Origin of the sequence: Deinococcus puniceus (assembly GCF_001644565.1) — a bacterium.
GTDB classification, from domain to species: Bacteria; Deinococcota; Deinococci; order Deinococcales; family Deinococcaceae; genus Deinococcus; species Deinococcus puniceus.
Window position 1 is genome coordinate 960,634 of sequence record NZ_CP011387.1, and the last position, 13,803, is coordinate 974,436.

A 13,803-nucleotide genomic window follows, 5' to 3' on the forward strand; every position below is an offset into this window, starting at 1 on the left:
GCCTGCTGGCTTAACTCCCTGCCAGCGCCCTAGATTTGGCGCATGACTGCCGCCGCGCCCCTGCTGTTTCAACCCTTCAAACTGGCGGGTCTTACCCTGCCCAACCGCGCCGTCGTGTCTCCGATGTGTATGTATTCGTCGGTGGGCGGCCTAGCCAACGAGTTTCATCTGGTGCATCTGGGCCAGTTTGCGCTGGCGGGCGCGGGCCTGATTTTTACCGAAGCCGCCGCCGTCTCCCCCGAAGGCCGCATCAGCCCCGAAGACTTGGGGTTGTGGGGCGACAACCACATTGTGCCGCTGGGCCGCGTGACCGATTTCGTGCATGCACAGGGCGGGCGCATCGGCATTCAGCTGGCGCACGCGGGGCGTAAGGCCAGCACCTACGCGCCTTGGCGGGGGCGCGGGGCGGTGCTGCCGGAACAGGGCGGCTGGACGGTCATCGGGCCGGACGATCAGCCGTTCAGCGACACGTTTCCCGTACCCAGCGCCATGACCGAGGCCGATATTCACCGGGTCACCGCTGATTTTGTGGCGGCCACCCAGCGGGCGGTGATGGCCGGATTCGACGCTGTAGAAATTCACGCCGCGCACGGCTATCTGCTGCATCAATTCCTCTCGCCGCTGGCAAATTCCCGCACCGACAGTTACGGCGGCAGCTTCGAAAACCGCACCCGCTTTTTGCTAGAGGTGGTGCGCGGCGTGCGGGCGGTGTGGCCCATGCATCTGCCCCTGTTCGTGCGGATCAGCGCCACCGACTGGGCCGAAGGCGGCTGGGACACCGCCCAGAGCATGGCGCTGGCGGCCCTGCTGGACAGGGAAGGCGTGGACGCGATGGACATCAGCAGCGGCGGCCTGACCACCGCCCAGCAAATCCCCGTCGGCCCCGCCTTCCAGACGCCGATGGCCGCCCAAATCAAGGGGGTGGTGCCCGATTTGGCCGTGATGACGGTGGGCCTGATCGATACGCCCGAGCTGGCAGAGCGGATTTTGCAAGCTGGAGAGGCTGACCTGATCGCGCTGGGCCGCCCCTTCCTGCGCGATCCGCATTGGGTGCAGTCGGCGGCGGCGGCGCTGGGGGTGGCCCCCCAACAGGTGAACCAGTATGCCCGCAGTGGGCGCTGATTCTCTCGGGCGAAGTCTAAGGGTCTAAAAGTCTAGGGTCTAAGGTGCTGGGGCGGTGGGTTTGTGGGTGGGCAAGGCGTTAGAGAAACCTCGTCTACCACAGTATTTGCCTTTCTTAGACCCTTTGACCCTTGACCCTTAGACGCCCTTCGCCCCTTAAGCTCAGCCTCCTATCCCCCCTCCACCATCCGCCCATCCAGCAGATGCAGCGTGCGGTCAGCGCGGGCCGCGAGGCGTTCGTCGTGGGTGACCAGCAGCACTCCGGCCTGATTTTCCCGTGCCAGATCGATCAGCAGAGCGGCCACCATGTCGGCGTTCACGCGGTCTAGGCTCCCGGTGGGTTCGTCGGCCAGCACCACCGCAGGGCGGGAGGCGAGGGCGCGGGCTACGGCCACCCGCTGGCGTTCGCCGCCGCTGAGGACACCGGGCAGGGCTTTTTCACGTCCGGCGAGACCGACCCTCGCCAGCAGTTCGCGGGCGCGTTCCGTGCCGTCTTGCCCCGACAGCAACGCGGGAACGCGCACGTTGTCCAGCACGTTCAGATCTTCCAACAGATAATGGTGCTGAAACACCAGTCCGACCCGTCCAGCACGCCGCGTGGCGCGGGCCTGCGTGTCTTGCGTGTCGGCGCGTTCGCCTGCCCACCACACCTCGCCTTCCTGCGGCACGTCCAGCCCGCCCAGCAGATGCAGCAATGTGCTTTTGCCGCTACCGCTCGGCCCGGTCACGGCCACCACCTCGCCCGCCGCCACCCTCAGCGATACACCGTGTAGCACAGTCAATTCTCCAAAACTGTGCCGCACGTTCACGGCAGCGAGGGCCGCAGCCTGGACGGTGGGCACGGGGGCGGTGGGCAGGGTCACGCGGGGCATGCTAGCTCATACGCATTCCGTATGATTCCCGGACAGTCGGGACAGCACCGCCTGTCCGTCCAGTTGCCGGAATCCGGACTCTCTCCCACTCGCCCCGCTCGGAGTGAACCCCAAAACGACGGGATTCGATCCGAGTCCGTCGTATGCGGCGGTGCCAGGTGAACTTCTCCTGAAACAGGCCGGGGTTTGTTAAGTATTGTGAAGTTTCTAACCTAAATCAGCCGCTTTCCTTAGACTGACAGTTGTCACGCTAGACTGCCCCCGATGTCTCGTTTGGAAGATTTGCAGCGTTCACCCCTGTTTCAGAATGTGCCCCAAGAAGCTCTGCGGGATGTGCTCCAAATTCTGACTCCCCGCTCTTACCGCCCCGGCGAAGTGGTGCTGTCACAAGACGTGTCCGGCGACGCGCTGCATCTGATTACGGGCGGCGTGGTGCGGGTCAGCCGGGTCAGCCTCGGCCACCGCGAGCGCGTGATGGGTGACATCTACGCGCCCGGTCTGGTGGGAGAAACCTCGGTGCTGTCGCATCAGCAGCGCAGCGCCACCGTCACGGCCCTCACCGACGTGACCACCCTGATGCTGTACCGAGAGCATTTCGAGGTGCTGCTGAACCGCCACCCCAAGGTGCTGTGGAATTTGGCGGCCATGCTCGTACAGCGCGTCACCAACCTCAACGATGAACTGATCGCCTTTGGCCTGAACACCGAAGCCGCACTCGCCCACGTGTTTACCACCCAGTACCGTCAGCGCCTCGCGGCAGGCATTCCCGACCCCGAAGTGCTGCCGCTGGGCACGCAGGACATCATGCAGCGCATCAGCGCCAGCCGCGAAACGGTGGCCCGCGTCATGAAGAAACTGGAAGCGCAGGGCCTGCTGGACATCACACCCCGCACGGTGCATCTGCTGGATTTGGAAGGGCTGGGAGCCGTGCCGCTCGGTGACGAGGACGGGGAGTAGGGGAGAAGGCTTACCCCTCTTTCCGCAGCAAAATACTCTTGAGGTACAGGCTTTCCGGCACGCTCAGCAGGTGGGGATGGTCGGCAGGTTGGTAGGTGATGGCCGTCACTTCGGCGTCGCAGCCTGCCTCGCCGCTTGCTACCCGCGCCGCGTCCAGCAGGTCGTCTACGCGGATGTAATGGGCACAAGTGCTGATCAGCAGATGCCCGCCGGGGGTCAGCATTCGTAGGGCGCGGGCGGCTCCGTCGGTAAAAATCCGCTTGGCGCGGGGCACGTCGTCCTTGCGCTTAGCCAGCGTGGGCGGGTCGAGGACGGCAGCGCTGAAAGTGCGCTTCTCCTTTTCCAGTCCGGTCAATTGCTCTATCGCGTCGCCCCAGCGCACGCCCACGCGCACTTCGTTCAGGCCTGCTTCGCGCTCCAGCACGGCCAACGCCACATTGTCCTTGTCTATGGCAACGGCTTTGGCTCCGGCCCGCGCCGCGTGCAGAGAGAAGCCGCCCGTGTAGCTGTACACGTCCAAAAAGTGTTCACCGGGCTTGATCAGGCCGCGCATCATGCGGCGGTTGTCGCGCTGATCCAGAAAGAACCCGGTTTTCTGTGCGTCCATCGGCGCAAAGTGCAGGTTCAGGTCGTCCTCGAAAAAAGTCACGCGCTCCGGCACGTCGCCCCACAGGATGCCTGTTTGCAGCCCCAGCCCTTCGCGGCGGCGTTCGCCCGTATCGCTGCGCTCGAAGGCACTGGCCGCGCCCGTTTCTTCGCGCAGGGCACGCAGGATCAGGTCGCGGTGACGCTCCACACCCGCATTCCGGAACTGCACACTCAGCACGCCCCCGAACTGGTCGGCAATCACTCCCGGCATGCCGTCGGCTTCGGCGTGTAGCACGCGCATGGCGTCGGTGTTCAGGATTCTTCCGGCCCGCCGTGCCAGCGCCGCACGAATCCGGGAGCGGTAAAACTTCAGGTCAATCTCTTCTTTTTGCCACGTCAACATTCGCAGCGGTGTCGCGCCGTCGGGGTTAAAGTAGCCCCGGCCCACAAACGGCCCGCCGGGGTCGCGCACATCCACCACTTCGCCGGGGGCAATACCCGCATCGGCGGCAGCAATATCGCCGGAATGCCCGAACGGATAGCGCCCCGCGATGCGCCGAACAGCAGCAGGGCTGAGGGTCACAGACAGACTCTTCTTCATAGGGGCAGGCTAGCAGGCAAGAGCGGGTAGAGTTGACCGCATGACCTCAAGTGCAACCAGCCTGACCGCCAGCCCATTCGATGTCTCAGGCCGCGTGGTGGCTGTTACAGGCGCAAGCAAAGGCATCGGCTGGGCGCTGGTGCAGGCGTTGGCTGCGGCGGGCGCGACGGTCATCGGCGGAGCGCGGGACGTGTCGGGCCTGACCCTGCCGGGTGCAACTTTTTTGCCGCTGGACGTGACCGACGAAACCAGCGTGGGTGCTTTTGCCGAAGCTGCCAAACAAGCGGGCGTAGATTCTTTGGTCAACAACGCGGGTGTCGGTTCCTTTTTGCCCGTGCAGGACATCACCCCTGCCGAATACCACCGCGTGATGGACACCAACGTTCTGGGCACGCTGTTGGTCACGCGGGCCTTGATCGGGCAGTTTCAGGCGCGGCACGCGCGGGGCCACACGTCCAGCCTCGTGAACATCACCAGCGATGTTTCGGGCCGCACCTTTGCAGGCGGCGCACTTTATACGGCCAGCAAATACGCCCAGCGGGCCATCACGCAAGCACTCGCGCACGAGGGCCACAGCTACGGCCTGCGCGTCACCGAAATTCGGCCCGGCATGGTGGACACCTATTTTGCGGATTCCCAGCAGGGCGAGGCCCACAAAGCCGCGTGGCTGCGCCCCGAAGATGTGGCGCAGGCCACGCTGTACGCCCTGAGCGCCCCCGCACACGCCCGCATAGACGAAATCCTGCTGCATCCCACCGTGCAGGATGTGGCGTTTTAGGTGTCGCACGAGCAGGGGGGCGGCGCACAATAAACCCACTATGCAAAAAACCTTGCTTGCTGCCGCTGCTTTGGCTTCGCTGGCCTTCTCGTCCTGCGGCGTCATTCCCACGCCCGCCGTGCCCATTCCCGACGCAGAACTGAGCCTGCCGCCCAGCAGCGCAGTCGCGGGCCGGGTCATCTACATGAAAACCGACGTGCTGGGCGGCGTGAGTCTGCCCGGTGTGCTGCAACAGGTCAGCATCACGGGCATGGCGACCTATACCAGCGGCGGCGGCAACCTCAGCGGCGCAAGCGTCTTTATTCGCAGCAGCGTCGAGCCCCTGCCCGCCGGTTGCACGACCACCGACCTCGCTCCGGTCATTTTATGTGACCCCGCCGGAGAAGTGGCCCGCCAGATCGGAACCGTCAATCTGACTTCCGGCACGGCCACGCCCTTTACCCTGCGCGGCCCAGAATTGGATGCGGCGGCCAAAGCGGGTCACGGCTATATCGGCGTATTGGTCACGGGCGGCAGCACTGTGCTGACCGACAAGCTGAAGCTGACGGGCATGGAGGCGCGGGCCAAGTTTTAAGGCAGGAGTGTTGATAGGCGGGGTAAGAATCGGGCGTTGACGATGCTGTGTGAACCCCCCAGTCTGCTTCGCAGCCAGCCCCCCTTAAAGGGGAGCGCAAAAGCTGTTGTCCTCCTTTCTAAGGGGGGGTTCCCCTTTCAACTCAGCCACCCAACAGTGCAGAAAACGGGCGGCAGGGCAGAACCAGATGCCTCGCCGCCCCTTTTTTGGCCCTCTACGCTTTAGGCCAGTCGCAACTGCGCGTTTGCAGGTCTTTCAGCACGTCTGAGGCGTGGTTGGCCGGATTCACGGTGCGCCAGTGACGGGCCAGCGTGCCGTCTGGGGCAATCAGAAACGTTTCGCGGGCGGCCATGCCCAGCAACCCGCCGAGTCCACCGATGACGCCATACGCCTTAGACAAGGTGCGGTCACCGTCTGGAATCAGGGGATAGGACAGGCCGCAGGAGTCGCGGAACTTGGCCTGCCGGGCTTCGGTGTCCAGACTCACGCCGATCAGCTGGGCGTTTAGGGCGTCAAAGTCGGCGACTTTGGCCTCGAACCGCCGGGCCTCGATGCTGCATCCGGGCGATCCGGCACGCGGGTAGAAGAACAAGATGACCCACTTGCCGCGCAGTTCCGACAGGCGCAGCGTGCGGCCATCGTCGCTGCGGGCCGAAAATTCGGGGGCCATGTTGGGCGCTGGGGTGAGCAGGGGCGAGGCGGTGGTCATGCGCCGATTGTACGGGGGCCACTAGAATCGAACGGTGTTGTCGCTGACTTCCCTGCTAACTCCCTACGCCGCCCAGACTGTGGTGGTGGGCGTGTCGGGTGGGGCCGACAGTGTGGCGTTGCTGCTGGCCTTGCGCTTGGCGGGGGCGCGGGTGAGGGTGGCCCACCTCGATCATGCCCTGCGCCCCGATTCTGCCGACGATGCCCGCTGGGTGCAGCGATTGTGCGCCGAATTGGGCGTGCCCTGCGAGGTGGCGCGGGTAGATGTCGGCGCGGTGGCCGCCCGCCGGGGCTGGAATGGGGAAGATGCGGCCCGGCGCGTGCGCTACGATTTCCTCTCCAGAGTCGCCAAGAAAGCTGGAGCTTCCGCCATACTCACGGCCCACACCCGGCGCGATCAGGCCGAAACCGTGCTGATGGCCCTGCTGCGTGGGGAAGCGGTGCTGCACGGCATTCCCGCCGTGCGGGGGCGGGTGCATCGGCCTTGGCTGGCGGTGTCGCGGGCCGACGTAGAGGCGTTTTTGGTGGCCCAGCATCAGGCTTGGCGAGAAGACCCCAGCAACGCCGATCCGGCCTTTACGCGGGCGTGGCTGCGGCTGGAAGTGATGCCCGTGCTGGCGGCCCGTTTTCCGGGGATAGAACTGGCTCTGGCCCGACTGGCCCGACTCGGTGCCGAAGATGACGCCGCCCTGTCCGAATTGGCCGCCCGCATCACAACACATGCTCCGTTGTCGGCCCAGCCTCCCGCCGTGCTGCGCCGCTGGGTGAGGCAGGAGTTGATGAGGTCAGGCCTCGACTTTCACGCCGATCAATTGGAGGCATTGGCGGCGGCGTTGCAAGAATCGGCCACCCTGCACCTGACCTTGCCGGGAGCGCGGCAGGTCACAGCCACCGGGGGCAAGCTGTACACCGCGCCGCAAGCGTGGCCCCCGCCCGATCTCCCCTTCCCAGAGGGCTGGCTGTTGAGGACTCGCCAACCCGCAGACCGAATTCGCCTGTCTGCCGGAACCCGCAAACTCAGCGACGTACTGACCGATGCCAAAGTGCCGCGAGAGAGCCGGGACGCCGTGCCCGTGCTGGTGTCTGCCGCTGGCGTGCAGTGGGTAGGTCTGCGCCCGCCCGTGTGGGCCGAGGGTGCCCGCGCCGTGGCGGGCGTGCCGGAAGATTTCCATCACACGGCAATGGGCGAGGCTTTGGCACTGGCCCACGCCGCCGCCGAGTCCGGAGAGGTTCCGGTGGGCGCGGTGGTGCTGCACGGGGGCAAGGTGGTGGGTCGGGGCCGCAACACGTCCCGCGAGGCGGGCGACATGACCCGGCACGCGGAATTGGCCGCCCTTAGGGAAGCCGCCGCCACGCTGGGCACGCCGTACCTCACCGAATGCACGTTGGTGGTCACGCTGGAACCCTGCCCGATGTGCTTGGGCGCGGCGCTGGAAGCAAGGATCGGGGGCATCGTGTACGGCGCGGCCAACCCCAAAGCCGGGGCGCTGGGCGGCGTGCTGGATGTGTTGGCCGCCCATTGGGGTCATACGCCAACGGTGCTGGGCGGCGTGCGGGCGGCGGAGGCGGCGCGGCTCCTCAAAACCACGTTTCGGCAGGTGCGGCAGGCGAAAACATCCCCCCAAACACACGAACGCGACCCCGCCTGAAAGGGTCGCTGCTTGGCCTGCGTTGGATTGGGTTGATCTACTTCGAACCTACCCCTGTTTGGACTCTGGTTGCTCTAGCTTCCGCATCCGCCGCCGCAGCCACCTCCACCACCGTCGCCCCCGCCAGAATCGCAACTGTCGCCGCTGGTGTCCGAACTGGTGCTGCCGCCAGAGCTGCCGCCGTCATTCTTCTCGCGGCGCGGCGGCATCCCTGAACTGCTTGACGCCACCGCCAACCCCACCACCACCAGCACGCCCAAGGTGATCAGTACCGCGAAACTGCTCCATGCGAACGTGGCCCACGCGATAAAGGCGGCGACCAGTGGAATCAGCCAGCGCCGAAGCTTTGGGCGGTGTGTGGCTGCACGGCTCTGGCGCGGGTCGGGCCACAGGTCAGCAGGCGGCTGGGTTCCGAAGGTGTCGGCGTACAGATTCAGCGTAGACACGTACTGATGAGCGTAGTGCGCGGCGTCGCCGGGTTGCCCATTGGCCGGGTCGTGGTGCAGCGGCGCGGGCAGCAGCGGCGTCAGGCGCTCCCAGTAGTCGCGGGTAAAGGTCAGGTGCAGGTGCCACACTTCATCTATCAGTTTGGACGGCGTGACCGGAACCCCGCCCGTCGCGGCCAGTACCAGAAAGCGGCGATATTCTTCCAGCGCCCGCAGGGTCAGGGCAGGCGTCCAGCGGCGTTCGGCTTGCAGGCGGTCTATAAGTGCGGTGGGAAAGGTGTAGTTGAGCAGTGTGGCAGTGAGCGGGCTTGGGTCTGAAATCGCGCTTGGGCTGACGGTTCCGTGACGGCCAAGACTGGGCAAGGTATGCATCTGCTGGCTCCTGTGGATACTCGAAAGAGTGCCTATGACGGTGTTTCTTCCTGCCCTGAGCGTGCGCCCGCGCCGTCAGCCATCTGTCACGCAACGGTCAAGGCAGGCCAGAGTCTCGGCTTACCTGTGCCCGCTGCGGGTTTGCTACACTGGGGAAGTTGCGAGGCGCACTTGGGAATGAATCCGGTGCGCCTCGCTGATGCTGATGTAGTTTTGATTTGAGTGGGGCGGGGGTAAGTGAGCGCGGCGATTGCCCTTCCTTAGCCCCTTAGCACAAGCCCCTCAGACGCCCCACACCCTCAGTTTTGTCCGTCCGGGTCGGGCATACTCGCTGTGACCGCCCCGTCCACGCCGCTCTCGAAGCGCTTGAAATTCTCGCGGAACATGCGGGCCAGTTTGCGGGCCACCACGTCATAGGCGGCGGCATCAGCCCAAGCGTCGCGCGGGTTCAGCACGCCGTCTGGCACGCCGGAAACCTGTGCCGGAATCTCTAGCCCAAAGTGGGGTTCGCGCTCAAACGTCACGCCGTCCAGCCCGCCCGACAGCGCCGCATTCAGCATGGCCCGCGTGTGCCGGATGCTCATGCGTTTGCCCTGACCGTACATGCCGCCCGTCCAGCCCGTGTTCACCAACCAGACCTGCGCTCCGCTGGCCTGCACTTTCTGGGCCAGCAGGCGGGCATATTCGCCGGGATGCCGGGGCATAAAGGGCGCACCAAAGCAGGTGCTGAAGGTGGGCTGCGGCTCGGTGATGCCGTCTTCGGTGCCGGGAATCTTGGCCGTAAAACCACTCAGGAAAAAGTACATGGTCTGTTCGGGCGTCAGGCGGCTGATCGGGGGCAGCACGCCGTAAGCGTCGGCGGTCAGGAACACGATATTGCGTGGATGCCCGGCGCGGCCCGCCTCCACGATGTTGCCGATCTGATCAATCGGGTAGGCGCTGCGGGTGTTTTCGGTCAGGCTGCCGTCGTTCAGGTCAGGCGTGCCATCGCTGCCCAACACCACATTTTCCAGCACCGTGCCAAAGGTATGGGTGGTGCGGTAAATATCAGGTTCCGCCTCGGCGTTCAAGCCGATCACTTTGGCGTAGCAGCCGCCTTCGAAATTAAAGACGCCGTCGTCTGTCCAGCCGTGTTCGTCATCCCCGATCAGGGCGCGAGTGGGGTCGGCGCTGAGGGTGGTTTTGCCCGTGCCACTCAGTCCGAAAAACAGCGCTACGTCGCCGCCCTTCCCATCAATATCGGCCCCCACGTTGGCCGAGCAGTGCATAGGCATCACGCCCCGCTCTGGCAACAGGAAATTCAGCACGCCGAAGATGGCTTTTTTGTTCTCGCCCGCGTACTCGGTGCCGCCGATCAGTACCATTTTCCGGCTGAAATTGACCAGAATGAAGGTGTCGCTGCGAACGCCGTCCTGCACGGGGTCGGCACGGAATCCGGGCAGATTCAGCACTGTCCAGTCGGGCGCAAAGTCGGCCAATTCCTCGGCACTGGGCCGCACGAACATATTGCGTACAAACAGCGAGTGGTACGCCATTTCCTGCACAAAGCGCACGCCGAGGCGGTGGGCCGGGTCGGTGCCCGCAAACAGGTGCTGCACAAATAGCTCTTTTCCATCTGCATTCGCGCCAGTGTTGATATACGCCGTCATCTTGTCCAGCAGGCGGTCAAACACCACCGGGCTGATCGGCGTGTTGAATCCGCCCCACCACACGGCGTCGCGCGTCAGGTCGTCTTCCACGATAAAGCGGTCTTTGGGGCTGCGGCCTGTTTTGTTGGTGCGAACCGCCAAGGGGCCGCCCGCCGCGATTCGGCCTTCGCCGCGCCGCAGGGCAGCCTCGTACAGTTCAGTCACGCCGGGTTGAAGGTGTAGCGTGGCGTTGTGGATGCCCAAATCGGTCAGGGTGGCTGTGGTTGGATGGCTGTCTGGCAACCCCGTCGCCTCTTGGCGTGCGCTGGTCAGGCTCATAAGTCCTCCCTTGAAAATGAATAAGTGTGAACGGTTACCCCCTGATTGTGGCCTGTGAAGCGGTTCCAGACCAACCTTAGTGTAGTCACCGCAGCAGGGACAACACTTTTGATGTGTACGCAAATGCATGATGCATAACGCTTGGGCCAGCGCTGAAGTTCTGGCTTGCACTTAAAAAGGGCCACACAGCTTCCGCATGCGTGGCCCCTCTAGAGGTTTGATTGTTATCTGAGAAGTTTTACTGCCCCAGTTGCAGCGGCGTGCCGTTCGTATCAACTACGCGCACTTGGCTGTAGCTGCCGCTTAGGCGCACCAAAGTCCACGGGCTGGTGATGGCCTGCGTGGTAATCGAACCCGCGCCGGGAGCCGTGACCGCCACTGTGAGAGTCAGCACGCCGTTTTGGGCGCTGGCGTTGGTCACGCGCACGCTGTAGCCACCCGTGTTGCGTTGGCCGAGGAAAATCCCGACTGCCGTTTCTCCCGCATTCAGGCGCGGCGCGGCGGGAATCCCGGTCTGGCGGCCATAGGCGGTGGCATACACGCTGCCGAGGGCGGTTTGGGTGGTGGCGATTTGAATGGCCCCGCTAGTGGCGCTGGCATTGGTGCCGCTAGCGACTTCCACGAAGCCCACGCGCCCAGCCGTCGTGCCCGCTCCAGTTCCCGGCGTAGTGGTGACCGTTCCCGTCGTGCCTGTGCCGATGCTACTCACCGTTCGGACACCCGGCAGCACATACAGCGCGGTTCTCAGGCTTTCTTGGGGGGCAGGTTCAACCGTCAGGGCGGCGTCGCCTGCGCTTTGTTCATTCAGTACGGCTACGGCCAATGGCCCTTGCCCCAGCAGCGCTTGGCCCAGAGCCGCGCCTTCCTCACTGGTCAGATTGCCCGCGCCCGCCAGCCCGTTCACGCCCACTCCGGTAGCCACCCCATTGGTGGTGCTCAGCTTCTGCCAGCGCGTCCCATCGGTAAAGTACACGGCGCTCAGGGCCGCGCCGCCTTCGGGCCGCACACTGAACAGGCCCGCCGCGTCGCGAGTCACGTTCACTTTCACGTTGCTGGGCGTGCTGGGCAGGCGGTAGGTGGCCTTGCCGTTCACGCTGAGGGTTCCGGCCAACGCCAGCGGGTCTTGCCCGACTTGGGGCTGCAACGTCACCGCCACGCCGCCAATTTTCAGGCTGCTTTGGGTGCTGCTGCCCAGCGTGCCGTACACCCACACGATGCGTTCCTGCGTGCCGCCGTACAGCGTGGCTTCGTGAACCCGCACATTGCCTGCACCTGTCATGCTGCACCCCGCCAGCAGTCCGGCGCTCAGTGCCAACAGACCACCCAGAACGAATTTAGAAGACTTCATAGGGGCAGCTTAGGCGGGCTGCCTGATGACCGACTGAACGGGCCTTGAGCAAATGCATACGCAGGGCAGAAGCCTCAGCGGCTCAGCAACTCCCGCGCATGCGTCAGCGCCGCATCCGACGTGTTGCCGCTCATCATGCGGGCTATTTCTTCAAGGCGTTCTTGGGGGTTCAGCAGGCGCACCCGGCTCACCGTGCGGCCTCCTTCTACATGCTTTTCCACCTTGTAATGCTGATCGGCGCGGGCGGCAATCTGCGCGAGGTGCGTGACCACCAACACTTGACGCGACGCGGCCAGCCCCGACAATTGCGCCGCCACCGCCAACGCCGCCGAGCCGCCGATTCCGGCGTCGACTTCGTCAAAAATCACGGTGGGGGTGTCGGCCCCCAACACCGTACTGATCGCCAGCATCACCCGCGACAACTCGCCGCCCGACGCGACATCGGCCAGGGGTGCGAGGTCTTCGCCGGGGTTGGCCGTGAAGTACAGCAGCACGTCGCTGATACCGCTCAGCACGGGCGTGGGCAGCGGCGACAGCCGGAATTCGAGGCGGGCGTGCGGCATCCCCAATTCCCGAATGACTGCCAGTAGCGAGGCGGCCAGCGGGGCAGCGGTGCGGGTGCGGGCGGCGTCCAGCGCCTTGCCTGCGGCCAACGCTGCGGCTTTTAGGGCGTTCACATCGGCCTCCAGCGTTCCGGCGTCGTGTTCGTCGCGTTCCAGCGCGGCCAGCTCTGCATTCACCGACTCCTGAAACGCCAGTACATCTTCCAATGTCGGCCCGTATTTGGCCCGCAGCTTGCCCAGTGCCGACAACCGGGCTTCTACGCGGGCCAGTTCCTCGGGATCGGGGGCGCTGTCTTCGGCGGTGCCGCGTAGCTCGCCCACGATGGCCTGCACGGCGTCCAAGGCTTCGCGCAAATCTCGCTGCAACCCGGCGCTCGTTTCGTCGTATTTGGCCCCGGCGTTCAGCGCCCGCACCGCTTCGGCTATCAGCCCAGTCGCGCTTACTTCTCCATCCGACAGGAGTTCCAGCGCCCCCGCCGCCCCCTGCGCGATGGTGTCCAAGTTTGCCAGCCGGGTCAGATCGGTACTCAGCGGTTCTTCCTCACCGGGTTGGGGGGCAATTTCGGCAATCTCGCGGGCTTGAAAGGTCAACAAATCCAGTTGCCGCGCCCGCTCTCGCTCGCCCGTTCGCAGGGCGTCCAGCCGCGCCGCCGCTTCCTGCCACGCCCGGTAAGCCGCCCGGTATGCGCCCGATTCTGCTGCCACTTGCCGGTCTAGCAGGTCACGCTGGTTGGCAGGAGTGAGCAAACTGACCGCGCTGTGCTGCCAGTGAATCGTGAGGTGAGTGGTGGCCCATTCCTGCAATTCGCGCACGCTGACCACTTCGCCGTCCAGCCGCGCCGTTCCGCGTCCCTGCGTGGTCACGCGGCGGCTGGCGCTGAATTCATCCGACTGCTGTTCCCAGAAGCCTGTGACCAGCAGCGCGTCTTCTCCCGTGCGGATCAGATCGGTGTTGGCCCGCGCCCCCAGCAGCAGCCCCAGCGCGTCTACGATGATGCTTTTGCCCGCGCCCGTTTCGCCCGTAAACGCCGAGAATCCGCCGCGAAGTTCCAGCGTCAGGGCCGGAATCGTCGCCAGATTCCGCACTTCCAGCCGAGCTAAGCCGCCGCCAGACGGGAAAACCTGCTGGGGCTGGGGCGCGGTTTGGGGTACGGCGGGGGGGTGGGGGGTGCGGGCCTTGCGGGTCACGCCCCGGAGTTTAGAGCGTTTGCGGGTGGGGGCATGGAGAGCGGGGCCGCGATTGGGAAAAGGGTAGGGT

12 protein-coding genes are annotated in these 13,803 nt (G+C 65.0%); 5 read left to right on the top strand and 7 right to left on the bottom strand.

Features of this window, described 5'->3' with window-relative positions; all coding sequences use genetic code 11:
* Nucleotides 1–42 precede the first annotated feature (42 nt).
* Nucleotides 43–1,122: an NADH:flavin oxidoreductase/NADH oxidase gene (locus SU48_RS04405; RefSeq protein WP_064014190.1), complete on the top strand. Its 1,080-nt coding sequence runs from the start codon at nt 43–45 to the stop codon at nt 1,120–1,122.
* A gap of 170 nt (nt 1,123–1,292) precedes the next feature.
* Here SU48_RS04405 and SU48_RS04410 read toward each other — a convergent pair whose 3' ends face one another.
* Nucleotides 1,293–1,994: an ABC transporter ATP-binding protein gene (locus tag SU48_RS04410; protein ID WP_064014191.1), complete on the bottom strand. Its 702-nt coding sequence runs from the start codon at nt 1,992–1,994 to the stop codon at nt 1,293–1,295.
* Between the two features lie 264 nt (nt 1,995–2,258).
* On the opposite strand from SU48_RS04410, the gene SU48_RS04415 reads away from it, so the two are divergent.
* Nucleotides 2,259–2,951, top strand: coding sequence for a Crp/Fnr family transcriptional regulator (locus SU48_RS04415; protein WP_064014192.1), 693 nt, complete (start codon nt 2,259–2,261; stop codon nt 2,949–2,951).
* A gap of 10 nt (nt 2,952–2,961) precedes the next feature.
* On the opposite strand, the gene SU48_RS04420 is transcribed toward SU48_RS04415, so the two are convergent.
* The gene (locus tag SU48_RS04420; RefSeq protein WP_064014193.1) at nt 2,962–4,140 is read right to left on the bottom strand and encodes a class I SAM-dependent rRNA methyltransferase; all 1,179 of its coding nucleotides are present in this window, start codon (nt 4,138–4,140) and stop codon (nt 2,962–2,964) included.
* A 40-nt stretch (nt 4,141–4,180) separates the two neighbouring features.
* Between SU48_RS04420 and SU48_RS04425 the strand changes: the two genes are divergently transcribed.
* The gene (locus SU48_RS04425; RefSeq protein WP_064014194.1) at nt 4,181–4,918 is read left to right on the top strand and encodes an SDR family oxidoreductase; all 738 of its coding nucleotides are present in this window, start codon (nt 4,181–4,183) and stop codon (nt 4,916–4,918) included.
* 40 nt (nt 4,919–4,958) lie between these two features.
* Nucleotides 4,959–5,492, top strand: a complete 534-nt coding sequence (locus SU48_RS04430) for a hypothetical protein (protein ID WP_064014195.1) — start codon at nt 4,959–4,961, stop codon at nt 5,490–5,492.
* Nucleotides 5,493–5,706: 214 nt separating this feature from the next.
* On the opposite strand, the gene SU48_RS04435 is transcribed toward SU48_RS04430, so the two are convergent.
* On the bottom strand, nt 5,707–6,201 hold the full coding sequence (locus SU48_RS04435) for a peroxiredoxin (RefSeq protein ID WP_064014196.1): 495 nt from the start codon (nt 6,199–6,201) through the stop codon (nt 5,707–5,709).
* A gap of 34 nt (nt 6,202–6,235) precedes the next feature.
* Here SU48_RS04435 and tilS point away from each other — a divergent pair, with 34 nt between their 5' ends.
* On the top strand, nt 6,236–7,849 hold the full coding sequence (gene tilS / locus SU48_RS04440) for a tRNA lysidine(34) synthetase TilS (protein ID WP_064014197.1): 1,614 nt from the start codon (nt 6,236–6,238) through the stop codon (nt 7,847–7,849).
* Nucleotides 7,850–7,923: 74 nt separating this feature from the next.
* Here tilS and SU48_RS04445 read toward each other — a convergent pair whose 3' ends face one another.
* From SU48_RS04445 to recN, 4 genes are all read right to left on the bottom strand, one after another.
* Nucleotides 7,924–8,667: a glycine-rich domain-containing protein gene (locus SU48_RS04445; protein ID WP_064014198.1), complete on the bottom strand. Its 744-nt coding sequence runs from the start codon at nt 8,665–8,667 to the stop codon at nt 7,924–7,926.
* A 299-nt stretch (nt 8,668–8,966) separates the two neighbouring features.
* Entirely contained in the window at nt 8,967–10,634 is a 1,668-nt protein-coding gene (gene pckA, locus SU48_RS04450) for a phosphoenolpyruvate carboxykinase (ATP) (RefSeq protein ID WP_064014199.1), read from the bottom strand.
* Nucleotides 10,635–10,872: 238 nt separating this feature from the next.
* Nucleotides 10,873–11,982: a protease complex subunit PrcB family protein gene (locus SU48_RS04455; RefSeq protein WP_064014200.1), complete on the bottom strand. Its 1,110-nt coding sequence runs from the start codon at nt 11,980–11,982 to the stop codon at nt 10,873–10,875.
* Between the two features lie 74 nt (nt 11,983–12,056).
* Nucleotides 12,057–13,733, bottom strand: a complete 1,677-nt coding sequence (gene recN, locus SU48_RS04460) for a DNA repair protein RecN (protein WP_064014201.1) — start codon at nt 13,731–13,733, stop codon at nt 12,057–12,059.
* Nucleotides 13,734–13,803: the final 70 nt, after the last annotated feature.